A 12,779-nucleotide genomic window follows, 5' to 3' on the forward strand; every position below is an offset into this window, starting at 1 on the left:
GTGTCTCTATCACCTTTGAACGTTGACGCCGCATTTCGCAATTGTCGCCTGGAAGGACCGCGGGAAACGATACAGGGTGCTAGTGCGTTACGAGATTTATTCGCCGGGGAGGTAGTATGGGCTTAAGGCGGCTCGCTCTCTGTAGAGCCGATGAAGGCGCAGATGGATCGCCTGCGAGCCCACATCGTCGGTTTTCTCGGCTAATTGGCGATGGTCTTCTGCGCGCCGCAGCAGATACTGGCGCTCTTCCGGTCCGGAGCGAGGGGTAACATCGGGCGCGTGCGGGTTGATCATTATCAACCGCTATCATCAGATTTCAGTCAGCCATATCCTTCCGAAGTACCAACCCCTAGGTAGATTTGTGCCTGTGCCTGTGCCTGTGCCTGTCACTGCGATGGGCACCCCGATCCGTAACAAATGTCGATATACTCCGGAGAGCATGATGCCGGATATCCTCGGAAGGGCCCTTCCAACTGGGTCGCACAATCCAAACGTCCCGCAGCCGCGGTGAGTGGATTGCCGCGCGAACTTTTTCGGTCGAAAGTTTGAAAAACCGCGTTCTCCTTAAAAGTGATTTCGGTTCATTCTCTCGACGAGGTCAACTGAGCGAACGGCGGGTTTTGGGAAGGGGCGAAATGCTCATGAACGACCGGGCATGGGTCAGAAACGACTGAGATCGGGCAGGCTTGGCCTATCGCTCCGATTTCTGCGCCGCGACATGGTGCGGATCGTCGCCAGGGACATCGTTATCCATGCCGCCGCCTCCAGGCTCTCCGCCGCCACCCATACCACCGCCACCGCCACTACCGCCACCACCACCACCACCACCGCCGCTCCGGCCAGCATCGTCCTTGTTGGTACCGCCTCTGCCGCCGCCGGACGAAGTCGGACGCGTGGGTCCCTGCATCGCGATGGTCAGATCGCCCGGGATCGGGTCGAGATCGAGCGCATCGCGCACGAATGCGCGCAGCGACACGACCAGCTCATGCGTGTGGACCGGGTGGCCCGCGACCAGCTCGCGAACCGCCCTGTCCGCCAGCCGGACATGCTCCTCGGTACCGAGCAGGATGATGTCGGACAGCGCGGCCTCGACCGCGTCGCGGATGCGGCGCGTGCGGTCCGACCGCGCCGCGCCTTCGGCACTGAGATCCAACGCGGCCATCGGCTCCTCTGCGACGCCGCCCTGCTCCCGCCGCCGCACGTCGCGCCGGTGGGCCGGATCCACGGTTAGGTCCCCCGTGAATGATCCGCCGAGGACCTTGTAGGCGGCGATGAGTGTCCTGAGGCGCTCGTTGATCTGGCGGTTCATGCGCTCACGGCGCTGCTGGAACGTCATTTGGGTGAGCAGACGGATGCCCACCCCCAACAACGTAACCAGCGTCAGCCCGAAGACGGTGGCGAGCAGGCTCTGCCAAGAGCTGAAATCCAGACCGCGCAAGTGCATTCCCCTAGTTGCAGTCTATGGAACGCTCGTCGATCCTGCACGTGCCCCGGAGAGGCACGACCGCGAAGAGAGCTGGTACAATCTGGCTTTGTTAGCGCAGCTGAACAGACATCTAAAGGAAAAGGCAAACGAAAGGCTCAGAGCAGATCGTCGATACGGATCGGCATCTTGCGCACGCGCCTGCCCGTCGCGTGATAGACCGCGTTGGCGACCGCGCCGGCTGCGCCGACCATCGACACCTCGCCCAATCCCTTCGACCCGGCACGGTTGAGCAGAGGATCGGGGCGGTCGATGAACGCCACCTCGATATCGCCGATATCGGCGTTCACCGAGACGACATAGTCGGCCAGATCGTCGTTGAGCCAGCCGCCATAGCGCGGATCGACCTCGGTTGCTTCGCGCAGCGCCGAGCCGAGTGCCATGGTGACGCCGCCGCGAACCTGGCTAGCGGCAGTGCGAGGGGATACGACCCGACCGCAGTCGGCGATGCTCACTACGCGAGGCACGCGCACGCGCCGTGTGCGCGGCTCGACATGCACCTCCACGAAATGCGCGATGTAGCTGAAGCTCGTGAAGGTCGGGTAATCCGGCCCGATCTTGGCGTTACCACCGGCGCGTAGCCGGTCGAGCGCGGCGGGTTCCTGTCCGGGTCCGAGGTTGCTTATCTCGACCTGCAGGAACGGGCGGCGGACGGCGACGAGCTGGCGATGGATGTTTCCCGGCAGCGTGCGCCCGGCGAGCAGCTCCGCGAGCTGCGCCTTAATCGCCGCCGCGGCCTTTTCCACGGCGGGCACCAGCGAGGCGGTGCCCCACGAACCGGCCGTGGTGTGCTGGGGTGCCACGCTCGTATCGCCGATCGCGATCTCCAGCCGCGCCGGGTCGATACCCAGGTCGCGGACCAGCAGCTGCGCGATGACGGTGCGGATGCCCTGCCCGAACTCGTGCCCGGTCACGGCGATGCGCGTGCTTCCGTCGGCGCCGATGCACAGCGTTGCGATCGCCGCTGTCATGTTCGCGGGATAGGCACCGCCCGCGACACCCCAGCCGACTAGCGTGCCGTTGGCAAACGTCATCGACCCGGGCGGCATCGTCCGCCGGTCCCAACCGAACCGGCGCGCACCCTCGGCAAGACAGTCGTTGAGGAAGCAGGAGGATATCGGATGTCCGCTAATCGGGTCGGTGGTGTTCTCGTGCGCAAGGCGGAACGCCACCGGGTCCTTACCCAGCTTGTACGCGAGCTCATCGATCGCGCTTTCCAAGGCGAAGTGCGCCGGATGGGGGTGCGGCGCGCGCATATAGCCGGGGTCCTGCGTGTCGAGCCGGACATTCGCGGTCGTACCATCGTAATTCGCAACGCTGTAGGTCCTCGACGTCGACTCGTGATAACTTGGCGGGAACTGGCCTTTGCGCGACTGCTGGTGGTCGGCATCGTAGCGGATCGCCGCAATCCGACCGTCGGCACCGGAGCCGAGCGTAACATGGTGGCGGCTGAGCGGCCGAAAGGTCGCATTGTGGAAGATCTGGCCGCGCGGGAGCACCAGCTTGACCGGCCGTCCGATCAGCATTGCAGCGCGCGACGATCGCCGTCTGGCGCTGGACCGCGCCCTTCTGGCCAAAGGCACCCCCGACATAGGTGCTTTTGACCTCCACGACTGCAGGATCGAGCAGCAGCGCCCGGGCGACCGCCGCGCGGATCGATCCCGAAGATTGTGACCCTTCGTGGATGGTAAGCTTGCCGCCGCGCCACTCGGCGGTGGTCGACAGCATCTCGATCGGGTTGTGGTGTTGCGCCGGTGAGAGGTAGTGCTCGTCCACCGTAATGTCGGCGGCAGCGAGAACGCGGAGCGTGTCGCCAGCCTGGACGGGTTTGGCCGGCTCGCGTACCGCGCCGGGACTGTCGATCAGCGGTACGAACGGCTCCGCGGCATAGGTTGGCCGGATCGCCTCCGCGCCTTCGATCGCCGCCTCAAGCGTCTCGGCGACCACCAGCGCTATCGGCTGGCCGCGATAGGCTATCTCGGCCGTGATCATCGGTGGCGGTGGCTGACTGCCCTTCTCGGGCGCCGGCGGCGGCGAAAAATCTTCTGCGGTCAGCACCCGCACAACGCCGCGCACCGCCATCGCAGGCGCGACCGGCAGCGTCGTGATCCGACCCTTGGCGATCGTAGCTGGCACCATCATGGCGTACAGCAAGCCCGGCAGCGCGAAGTCGGCCGCATAACGCGTGGCACCCAAGACCTTTTCGCGTGCATCGATCCGCTCGCGGTCGGCAAATGGAGCTGTGGTCATCAAACGGTCCTTCCCGCAGCAATGGTCAGCGCGTCGGCAACGGTGCGCGCGCCCAGCTCGACCTTGTAACCATTCTGGCGTCCGGCGTTGGCCTGCGCGAACGCCGCGTGGCCGGCGTCAAGCGCCACGGTGGGCGTCAGCCGCTTGCCGACAAGCAATCGCTCGGCCTCGGGCGCGCGCCAGGGTCGGGTCGCGACGCCGCCGAGCGCGACGTGGGCGCGGCTAACGCGGTCTCCGTCCATATCCAAGGCTACCGCCGCGGAGGCGATCGCGAAGGCGTAGCTCTCACGGTCGCGAATCTTGTGATAGGTCGAACGGTGCCCGGCAGCCGTTTTGGGGACGGTGATCCCGACGATCATCTCTCCGGGCGCGAGGGTAAATTCCAAATGCGGCGTGTCGCCCGGCAACCGGTAGAGCGCGGCAACCGGAACGGTGCGGACACCGGCCGGGCCGACCACTTCGACCTCGGCGTCCATCGCGGTCAGTGCGACAGGCCAGTCGCCAGGCGAAACCGCGGTGCATGCGTCGCTCTGGCCCAGCACCGCCTGCCCACGATCGAGCCCCCCGATCGCCGCGCACCCCGAGCCCGGCGCGCGTTTGTTGCAGGGAAAGGCGCCGACGGACGACGGGTTGCCGCTGCCGTTGCGGAAGTAGAGACAACGCGTCCGTTGGAGTAGGTTGCCGCCCACGGTTGCCATGTTGCGCAGCTGTTGCGATGCGGCCTTCCACAACGCTTCTGCCAGCACGGGATAGTCGCGCGCGACCACCGGATCGACCGCGACCGCGCTCATCGTTGCAAGGGCGCCGAACCGTAGCCGATCTCCGCTCGTCTCGATCGCGTCCATTCCTTGGATCGCAGTCACGTCGATCAGGTGCCGGGGCCGCTCGATGTCCAGCTTCATCAGGTCGTACAACGTGGTACCGCCGGCAATGTAGCGCGCGCCTGCGCCGGCGGCAGTGAACGCCTGCACGGCCTCCGCCGGCGTGGCCGGGCGCGCGTAACTGAACGGCTTCATGCTTTCCGCTCCATCTTGGCTGCGGCGTCCTCGATCGCCTGGACGATCCCGACATAGGCGCCGCAGCGGCAGATGTTACCGCTCATATATTCGCGGATCCGCTCGCGACTGGTCGCGTTGCCCTCGGCGACGCAAGCCACTGCCGCCATGATCTGACCGGGCGTACAGTAACCGCACTGCAGAGCGTCATGGTCGATGAACGCCTGCTGCATAGGGTGTAGCGTCTGCCCGTCCGACAATCCCTCGATTGTCGTGACACGGCGGCCGTCGATCTTGGCAGCAAGCGTCAGGCACGATGCGACGCGCTGCCCATCCACATGGACCGTGCACGCGCCGCATTGGCCGTGATCACAGCCCTTCTTGGCGCCGGTGAGCGCCAGCCGCTCGCGCAGCAGATCGAGCAGCGAAGTGCGCGTATCGATCTCAACAGCCATGGGCCGACCGTTGATCGTGGTGTGCAGGTCGAAAGCCTGCCCCGATGGCTTAGCAGGGAGCGCCGCTCCCACCTCCGTCGCCGTAGCGCCCGCCAGCGGCAGCGCGACGAGCGCGGCGCTTGCCTGCAAAGTGGCGCGGCGGGTCAGGCCGGTATCAAGAAACGGATCGTCGCTAGCCATGCAAGCCTCCTCGGCTTCGCACGTGCTGCGCCTCACCGGCCGGGTAGGTCAAGGTGTTCTTGCGACAGAGTAATCTCTACCCGCGACACTCCTTGGCGGAGACACCAGCGAGCGGATTGCGATTGATATGGTTGAATGAAAGAGCAGGGGAGGGTGACGGTCTTATCGTCCTGAAGGTCTACCCTTGGGTCGTCGCAACCTCAGGACTGCCAGCCGGCATTTTGTTATCCTTTCGATATTTCAGGCGTGAAAAGGTGTGGCGACTCCAGCTACTCGAGCGACATCAGAACATGGAGAAAGGCGCGAATTTTCGAGCTCGACAGGCGGCGTGAGTTCTGAAGCGCCCAGATCTCGACCCTTGGTCCGTCGTCGACGCCCCAGATGACGAGCCGGCCGGCGGCCACGCCTTCCGCCGCGAGGAGTTTCGGCATGAGCGCGGCGCCCGCGCCCGCCAAAACCGCGTCCTGAACCATGAGAAAGGATGAGAACCTCAGCCGCATCTGTGGGCTCAGCACGCGCACGCCCTCATCGGTCCTGATGCGCCAGAGCGCATCCGCCGACGTAGCGATATGCCCGACCGCAGCCACCGTCGTTGCGGCATTTCCTGGATCTGTCCGGAACGGCTTGGGCATATCCGGCGATGCCACCAGGACGCGCTCATCTTCGAGGATCCGTCTCCCGACCAGGCGCTCGTCGGGATCCGGGTTGATGCGGATCACCAGGTCGTAATTGTCCTCGACCGGATCGACCTTGCGATCCTCGGCGACGATCTCGAGCGCGACATGCGGATAGGCCGCGACGAAATCCGCCGCGACGCGCGCCAGCAGGACATGCGCGAACACGATCGGCGCACTGATCCGCAGCGCGCCGCGCGGCATCGACGCCCCCGAGGCGACGGCCTGCTCGGCCTCACCAATCTCGGCAAGCGGACCTTGGGTGCGGTCGTGCAGCGCGCGGCCTTCCGGCGTGAGGCGCAGCGTCCGAGAGCCGCGGTCGATCAGCCGCACGCCCAGATGAGCTTCCAGTTCGGCCACCTTGCGCGACAGCGTCGCCTTGGGACGATGTGCGGCGCGACTGGCGAGGCCGAAGCCACCGTGTGAGGCCACGAGGTTGAAGTCGGCAAGGGCTCCGAGATCCATTTAGTGTTCCAGTATCGAGACGTCGAGTTCCGATCATGCCATCTTCTTTACAAGAGCGGAACGTCTACCTTGTGTCCAGCGGGGACAGGAGGCGTCTCGCCAAACACGGAGATACGACATGACGATTTTGGTCACTGGCAGCACTGGTACGATCGGCACGCAAGTGCTGGCCTTTCTCGATGGCCACGGCGCCGAGGTCCGCGCGCTGACGCGCACGCCGGACAAGGCGCAGTTCCCCGCCGGCGTCGCCGCCGTACACGGCGATCTGTCTGATATCGACAGCGTCCGCGCCGCGCTGACCGGCGTGAGTACGCTGTTCCTACTCGTGCCAAACGCCCCCGACGAACTGACGCAGGCGATGCTGACGCTCGACGCGGCGCGCGCCGCCGGGGTCAAGGGCGTCGTCTATCTGTCGGTGTTCAAGGGCGAGGCCTATACCGACGTTCCGCACTTCGCGAGCAAGATGACGGTCGAGCGGATGATCCACGCCGCGGAACTGCCAGTCACCATCCTGCGCCCGGCCTATTTCATCCAGAACGACCTGCGGCAGAAGGACGCGCTGCTCAGCGGCGGCGTTTACGGTATGCCGATCGGCGACAAGGGCATTTCAATGGTCGATGTCCGCGACATCGGCGAGGCAGCCGCCAACGAGCTGCTGCGTCGCGAGCGGGCCGACGCACCGCGGCCGCACGCGACGTACGAACTTGTTGGTCCCGATGTGCTAACCGCCGATACGATATCCGCGCTTTGGAGCGATGTGCTCGAGCGACCGATCGGCTATGTCGGCAACGATCTTGAGGCGCTCGAACAGCGGCTGAAGGCCTTTGGACCGGCGTGGCTCGCCTATGACATGCGGCTGATGATGCGCCGCTACCAGGAGGACGGCGCGATCGCCACCGATGCCGAGATCGCCCGCCTCACGGCTTTGCTCGGCCACGCACCGCGTTCGTATCGCGATTTTGCCGAGGGTGCAGCCGCTACGTGGGCGGCAGCCTGAATTCTGACCCCCCTTTACCAGGAGATTTCTCGTGACCAGCATCCTGTTCGTCGGGCAACAACCCGAGACCGTCGACTTTTCGGACCCGTCGCTGCCGCCCGGCTTCGACGCAGACAAGATCAAAGCGGGCATCGCCATAGCGCTCGACAAGATCCGCGAGCGCGGTTGGCAGGGCGCCACATGCATGATCACGCCCGATGCAGCTGGCAGCGCTACGTTGGAAACGGCGCTGCGCGGAGCTGCTTATGATTGTGTGGTGATCGGTGGAGGTCTGCGGCTGCCGGCCAAGAGCCTCGGCCTGTTCGAGACCGTGGTCAATCTCGTCCACAAGGGGGCGCCAGAGGCTGCGATCGCATTCAATACGCGGCCTGAAGACACGGCCGAGGCAGCCGCCCGCCAGCTAGCTCGACACTGACGGCAGTCGTCGTGTTCCGATGGGGATAGCCAACCGGAACGCGGCCTATTGTCGATGATGGGCTAAATTGGAATCTGAACGAGGGCGGGTTCCGTGACGCGGGCACGGTGGCCTAAGGGTCGTCTATCGGGTCGTTGCGGCAGTTTGGGGGGGACTCGACCACCGTCGGTCCGTCGCTGCGATGGCGACCTTCGCTCTCATTCACGGACAACGGGCATACGGTCGGAAGCGAGCCAACCATCGCTATTCTTCGCGAACGACTGCGGCCAAGATGCGCGCTTAGTCGCCTAAACGCGCAAATCGCAGTGGTCCATCGGAAGAGGCGCCTTTCAACCGAGGAAGGCGCCTTGCTGGTGGCACAAATTCCCTCGACGTGCATTTCCGCTGGATGCCCTTTTCCATTGCGTTCGTCGGCGCCGGCCCGACCACAATCTACACGCTGTGCGCGCTGCTCGATGGAATGGTCTTGCCGGACGTTATCACCATTTTCGAAGAGCAGCCGCGCGCTGGACTTGGGACACCCTATCGGCCGGGCTGGAACGATCCGGCGATGCTGTCGAACATCGCAAGCATCGAGATCCCGCACATCGACGAGACGTTGATAGCGTGGCTCGGTCGCCAGCCGCGGGCAAGGCTTGTCCGGCTGGGGATCGACCCCGACCACATCGACGAGCATGCTTTCTATCCACGCCTCGCGCTCGGTGAATATTTCCTCGACCAGTTCACCGCCCTGATCGCGCACGCGCAAAGACGGGGCGTGACAGTCGAGATCGCGACACGGTGTCGCGTGACCGATATTGTTGCCGAACCCGATGGGTTGCGCCTCGACGTGTCACCAATACGGGGTGCAGCCTATCGTCGAACGTTCGACCGGGTGGTGCTGGCGACGGGGCACCAATGGCCTGAAGAACCCGAGGTCCGGCCGGGATATTTTCTCAGTCCCTGGCCTGCGACCGCTTTGCAGAGAGTTCCTGCGGCTCAAATCGGCATTCGCGGCAGCTCTCTCACGGCGATCGATGCGGCCGTCGCCGTGGCGGTTGCGCATGGCAGCTTCATCGAAACCGAGCAGTCGATGATCGACTACCGTATTCATCCCGGTGCCGAAGCACTGCATCTCACGATGATATCGCGCAAGGGACTGCTCCCCGAAGCAGATTTCTTCCACCCCGTGCCGTACGAGCCGCTCGCGATCTGCACGCCGGCCGCGATCGAACGTTTGATCGGGCAGGCGTGTGACACGTTGCTCGAGCAGTCCTATGCGCTGTTCAAGCAGGAACTGCAGAATGCTGATCCCGACTATTCGCAGCGTGTCGGGCTCGCCGACCTCGTGCTCGAAGACTTTGCTGATCGCTATTTTGCCGAGCGCATGGCGGCCGATCCGTTCGTCTGGGCAGAAGCAAACCTCGCCGAGGCCCGCGCGAATTACGATGCGCAGCGCACCGTTCCCTGGCGCTATGCGATTCTGCGCATGCACGAAGTGCTCGCGCTGATTGCGCCCCACCTTGAGGCCGAGGCGCTCGACCGTTTTAATCGCTTTCTCAAACCCGTATTCGTCGACGAATATGCAACCGTGCCGCATGTCTCGATCGAGCGGTTGCTTGCGCTCCATCGCGCCGACTGCCTCAGCGTGATCGCGCTTGGCGAAAATTGCCGCATCGACACGCATGGCGCCGAGGCCGGCGCGACGCTGATCCGCGATGGCAAACGGCACCACTTCCCGACTTTCATCGAGGCGACCGGACAGCGTCCTTTGGGGATCGAATCTTTCCCGTTCCAGACACTGCTCGATCAAGGTGTCGTGCTCGACGCATCCGAAGGCGATCCCCGTGGTCCAAAGGGTGTCGCGGTCGATGCGCTGTTTCATCCTGCGTCTGACAATCCAGCCGCATCGCGTCTCTTCTGCCTGAGCATACCCTACATCCTGGGGCGCCATCCCTTCATCCAGGGGATCACCAGTTCGTACGAGATGGGCCAGATCGTCGGCAAAGATATGATCATAGCGATCGAGGCCGCGCGTGCGCGCCCGGACCAAGAAGCATGCTGAATGGAAGCATCCCGATGAAGCTTTTCGCAATTTATATCGGCGGCGAGCATCCCGCCGCACATATCGAGATCCATGATGTTCGCTTCGTGGTAGCGGCCTCGCTGCACGAGACGCACGCCCAGCTTCGTGCGCAGTGGTGGGGCACGCCGGGTACACTGCACATCGACTGCTGGGCGGAGATCGATCATGCCGACGGGTATGATGTCACCCTGCGTCCAGAACCACGCGCGGGTCGCGAACGGCTCTTCTTCGTCAATTTGGGGGGCTATGACGGCGAGGACTTTGCCGAAAAACACAAGAACATGTTCGTCGTCGCCAATACGGTCGCCGAAGCCAAGTCCCGCGCGCTCGAGACGATTTCCGACTGGAAGGATGCGCATCGCGACGATTTCTACGAGGCGGAGCAGGCCTTTGCGCTCGACACCAAGATCGGCGACAGGCTGCACATTCATCTGACGCCGAGCGAGCAAGCCAGGCCGCCACGCTTCACGTGCCGCTACACTCCCCTCAAATAGCCAAAACTGCAGCCGAAACGAAAACGCCGCGCAGGTGAGGCGGCGTTTCCTCTTAGCATTGAGCGGAGCTTACTCCGCATCGGTGCCGTCTGCGATCTCTAGCTATGACACGAGCGCGCCGAGCAGTCGTTTTTGGCTAAGATGTTGGCCCAGACAATAGCCCGCCCTGCTCAACCGGAGTCGGGATCGCAAGCGCATTGTCCGATGCTAAGCGTACGCGCTGCCCGAGCACTTTGAGGCCAGATGAATGGACTAGCATTGTCGGAATCAGCCCGGGCGCAGTTCGACGGCGCATAACGCTTTAATTCGCAAAACCTCCTGTCGCGAAGGTGCCCGCTCGATCCGGGTCCGTGGCGCTTACTGTCGTCAGCTTCGCTTGAGCCGCGCTCTCGATAAACGCCGGTCTTCGAGGGAATAATATAGCCAGACCTCGCCGTCGCGACTGGTGACGGAGGCTGCGAACGCGATGTCGCTTGCCGTCCGGTCGGGGACCGGCGGCGGGGTGATCAAAGGCTCGATACAGCGGTCCACCACGCGGGTCAGTTCGCGGTCGAAGGCCACCCAGCCGATCCGCCAGCGCGCATCGTGCGTCGCGCCGTTGTAGAACATTACCGGCATCTCGGGATCATCGAGCAGCATCGGACCGGTCGACAGGTGCCAATTGTCCCACCCATCCTCGCGCGGCATGAACGGCGTCGGCTGCTCGTCCCACGGCCCGTCCACCTTGGGGCCGATCGCCAGGCCGACGCGGCTGGCCTCATCGGCGGCGTATTCGTAGAACAAGCTCCACCGCCCATCCTTCTCGCGATCGACCGTCGCTTCCTTGGTATTGCCGAGCGACTTGGAGGAGGCGAGCGCGACGCCGGCTTTCCTCAGTTTGTCGACGCTCGGCCCGGTGGCGTAGAACATCTCGCCATGCGCCATGTCGGCCTCGACGCCGGTATAATAGACGACGTAGCTGCCGTCCTCTATTCTCACCACGGTAGGATCTTCCACCCCGCCCGCATCCTTCTCGCCGGCGGCGCCGGGCACGATCGAAGGCTGGTCGAGCATCGCGAAGTGCACGCCGTCATCGCTCCAGCCGGCCCAGATGATGCCCGTGTCGGTCATCGGCACGCCGGGCTGCGTCACCGCGCGCACCATGATGCCGAAACGGCCGTCCGGCTCCAGCCAGACATACGGGCTCATGAGGTCGCGCGCCATGAGCGGCGGCGGCCCCATCAGGTGGATGTCCTGCAATTCCTGCACGTTGAAATCGACCGCATTGGACGACGGATAGACCAAAACCTTGCGGTCGCCGGTCACGCTGTCGGCGGGCAGGCGCGACCGGACAATCGGCACGCCGGGCGCGATCTCGGACTGGTGCGTGGCGCCGGCCGCCGACGAGGGGGCCGCGGGCTTTCCCCCGATCATGCGCCGAGCGCCTGCATCAGCGACAGACCACCATCGATCACGATCCGCGCGCCGGTGATGTATGACGCCTTGTCGGAGGCGAGAAACACCGCAAGATCGCCAACTTCCTCGGGCCGTCCTGCCCGATCCATCGGGATGTTCCGTTCCAGCGACTTGCGATAGGTGGGATCGTCACTGGCGCGCGCGTTCATCGGCGTCAGGATCATGCCCGGCTCGATCGCGTTCACGCGGATTCCGTTGGGCGCTTCCTCGATCGCGAGCGTCTCGATGAGATTGGTCAGGCCGCCCTTGGCCGCGCAGTAATCAGCGCCGCCGGCGCGCACGGCATAGGCGTGGATCGACGATATGTGGATGATCGCACCGGGACTCTCCGCGGGCCGGTCGCGCACGAAGCGGCGGGAGGTGAGGAACGCGCCGGTCAGATCGGTGTCCAGCATGCGCTGCCATTGCGGCAGTGTCATTTGCCGCACCGGCACACCCGCCATGTTGATCCCCGCGGAATTGACCAGCACCGTTACGAGCCCGAACGCCAGCTCGGCGGCCACGAACGCCGCCTCCACCGATGCTTCATCGCCGACGTCGCACTGGACCGCGATCGCAGCGCCACCCGCTGCCTTCACCTTTGCGACGGTATCGCTTCCATCGTTATGCGCATCGTGGAACAGCACCACCACCTTGTCGCCAAGCGCTCCGAACGCGATCGCGCAAGCCGCGCCAATCCCGCTTTCCGCGCCGCTGACCAATACGCATCTTCCGTTCGCCACCGCGTTGCCCTTTTCATGTTTCACGGTTCGTATCGGCGCGGGCTTCAGGCAAAAGCAATTCTCATTTTTGTCATGTCGAAGTGGACAAGCTGCCTGGGGCGCAATGGCTTGCGGCGACTGCGTCGCGAG

12 protein-coding genes and 1 pseudogene are annotated in these 12,779 nt (G+C 64.3%); 4 read left to right on the forward strand and 9 right to left on the reverse strand.

What is annotated here, in order from left to right; all coding sequences use genetic code 11:
• Nucleotides 1–96 precede the first annotated feature (96 nt).
• From EAH76_RS14835 to EAH76_RS14860, 7 genes and pseudogenes are all read right to left on the reverse strand, one after another.
• Nucleotides 97–294: a hypothetical protein gene (locus EAH76_RS14835; RefSeq protein WP_140851069.1), complete on the reverse strand. Its 198-nt coding sequence runs from the start codon at nucleotides 292–294 to the stop codon at nucleotides 97–99.
• 397 nt (nucleotides 295–691) lie between these two features.
• Nucleotides 692–1,444: a hypothetical protein gene (locus tag EAH76_RS24120; protein ID WP_206667876.1), complete on the reverse strand. Its 753-nt coding sequence runs from the start codon at nucleotides 1,442–1,444 to the stop codon at nucleotides 692–694.
• Between the two features lie 137 nt (nucleotides 1,445–1,581).
• Nucleotides 1,582–3,075, reverse strand: coding sequence for a xanthine dehydrogenase family protein molybdopterin-binding subunit (locus EAH76_RS24500; protein ID WP_347233106.1), 1,494 nt, complete (start codon nucleotides 3,073–3,075; stop codon nucleotides 1,582–1,584).
• 1 nt (nucleotide 3,076) lies between these two features.
• Nucleotides 3,077–3,733, reverse strand: a pseudogene (locus EAH76_RS24785) (molybdopterin cofactor-binding domain-containing protein); the annotation flags it as partial.
• On the reverse strand, nucleotides 3,733–4,749 hold the full coding sequence (locus tag EAH76_RS14850; protein ID WP_140851071.1) for an FAD binding domain-containing protein: 1,017 nt from the start codon (nucleotides 4,747–4,749) through the stop codon (nucleotides 3,733–3,735). The gene EAH76_RS14850 and the pseudogene EAH76_RS24785, both read right to left, overlap by 1 nt.
• Nucleotides 4,746–5,363, reverse strand: coding sequence for a (2Fe-2S)-binding protein (locus EAH76_RS14855; protein ID WP_140851072.1), 618 nt, complete (start codon nucleotides 5,361–5,363; stop codon nucleotides 4,746–4,748). The genes EAH76_RS14850 and EAH76_RS14855 overlap by 4 nt, the downstream gene beginning before the upstream one ends.
• A 269-nt stretch (nucleotides 5,364–5,632) precedes the next feature.
• Nucleotides 5,633–6,502: a LysR family transcriptional regulator gene (locus tag EAH76_RS14860; RefSeq protein WP_140851073.1), complete on the reverse strand. Its 870-nt coding sequence runs from the start codon at nucleotides 6,500–6,502 to the stop codon at nucleotides 5,633–5,635.
• A gap of 118 nt (nucleotides 6,503–6,620) precedes the next feature.
• Between EAH76_RS14860 and EAH76_RS14865 the strand changes: the two genes are divergently transcribed.
• The 4 genes from EAH76_RS14865 (at nucleotide 6,621) to EAH76_RS14880 (ending at nucleotide 10,473) form a co-directional block, all read left to right on the forward strand.
• Complete coding sequence (locus EAH76_RS14865; RefSeq protein WP_140851074.1) at nucleotides 6,621–7,499, forward strand: SDR family oxidoreductase; 879 nt, start codon at nucleotides 6,621–6,623, stop codon at nucleotides 7,497–7,499.
• A gap of 31 nt (nucleotides 7,500–7,530) precedes the next feature.
• Complete coding sequence (locus EAH76_RS14870) at nucleotides 7,531–7,914, forward strand: hypothetical protein (protein ID WP_140851075.1); 384 nt, start codon at nucleotides 7,531–7,533, stop codon at nucleotides 7,912–7,914.
• Between the two features lie 373 nt (nucleotides 7,915–8,287).
• Nucleotides 8,288–9,958 (forward strand): FAD/NAD(P)-binding protein, encoded by a 1,671-nt coding sequence (locus tag EAH76_RS14875; RefSeq protein WP_241659711.1) that lies wholly within the window; start codon nucleotides 8,288–8,290, stop codon nucleotides 9,956–9,958.
• A 14-nt stretch (nucleotides 9,959–9,972) separates the two neighbouring features.
• Complete coding sequence (locus EAH76_RS14880; protein ID WP_140851076.1) at nucleotides 9,973–10,473, forward strand: DUF1543 domain-containing protein; 501 nt, start codon at nucleotides 9,973–9,975, stop codon at nucleotides 10,471–10,473.
• A 366-nt stretch (nucleotides 10,474–10,839) separates the two neighbouring features.
• On the opposite strand, the gene EAH76_RS14885 is transcribed toward EAH76_RS14880, so the two are convergent.
• A complete protein-coding gene (locus EAH76_RS14885) occupies nucleotides 10,840–11,886 on the reverse strand; it encodes a glycosidase (protein WP_140851077.1) in 1,047 nt (348 codons plus the stop codon).
• Complete coding sequence (locus EAH76_RS14890; protein ID WP_140851317.1) at nucleotides 11,883–12,629, reverse strand: SDR family NAD(P)-dependent oxidoreductase; 747 nt, start codon at nucleotides 12,627–12,629, stop codon at nucleotides 11,883–11,885. The genes EAH76_RS14885 and EAH76_RS14890 overlap by 4 nt, the downstream gene beginning before the upstream one ends.
• Nucleotides 12,630–12,779 lie beyond the last annotated feature (150 nt).

The sequence above is a fragment of the Sphingomonas glacialis genome, from assembly GCF_006439055.1.
Lineage (GTDB): Bacteria > Pseudomonadota > Alphaproteobacteria > Sphingomonadales > Sphingomonadaceae > Sphingomonas > Sphingomonas glacialis_A.

Bases quoted from the DNA above. Each gene is read 5' to 3' on its own strand.
- EAH76_RS14835 (WP_140851069.1), bottom strand. From the start codon at position 294: ATGATCAACCCGCACGCGCCCGATGTTACCCCTCGCTCCGGACCGGAA.
- EAH76_RS24120 (WP_206667876.1), bottom strand. From the start codon at position 1,444: ATGCACTTGCGCGGTCTGGATTTCAGCTCTTGGCAGAGCCTGCTCGCC.
- EAH76_RS24500 (WP_347233106.1), bottom strand. From the start codon at position 3,075: ATGTCGGGGGTGCCTTTGGCCAGAAGGGCGCGGTCCAGCGCCAGACGG.
- EAH76_RS14850 (WP_140851071.1), bottom strand. From the start codon at position 4,749: ATGAAGCCGTTCAGTTACGCGCGCCCGGCCACGCCGGCGGAGGCCGTG.
- EAH76_RS14855 (WP_140851072.1), bottom strand. From the start codon at position 5,363: ATGGCTAGCGACGATCCGTTTCTTGATACCGGCCTGACCCGCCGCGCC.
- EAH76_RS14860 (WP_140851073.1), bottom strand. From the start codon at position 6,502: ATGGATCTCGGAGCCCTTGCCGACTTCAACCTCGTGGCCTCACACGGT.
- EAH76_RS14865 (WP_140851074.1), top strand. From the start codon at position 6,621: ATGACGATTTTGGTCACTGGCAGCACTGGTACGATCGGCACGCAAGTG.
- EAH76_RS14880 (WP_140851076.1), top strand. From the start codon at position 9,973: ATGAAGCTTTTCGCAATTTATATCGGCGGCGAGCATCCCGCCGCACAT.
- EAH76_RS14885 (WP_140851077.1), bottom strand. From the start codon at position 11,886: ATGATCGGGGGAAAGCCCGCGGCCCCCTCGTCGGCGGCCGGCGCCACG.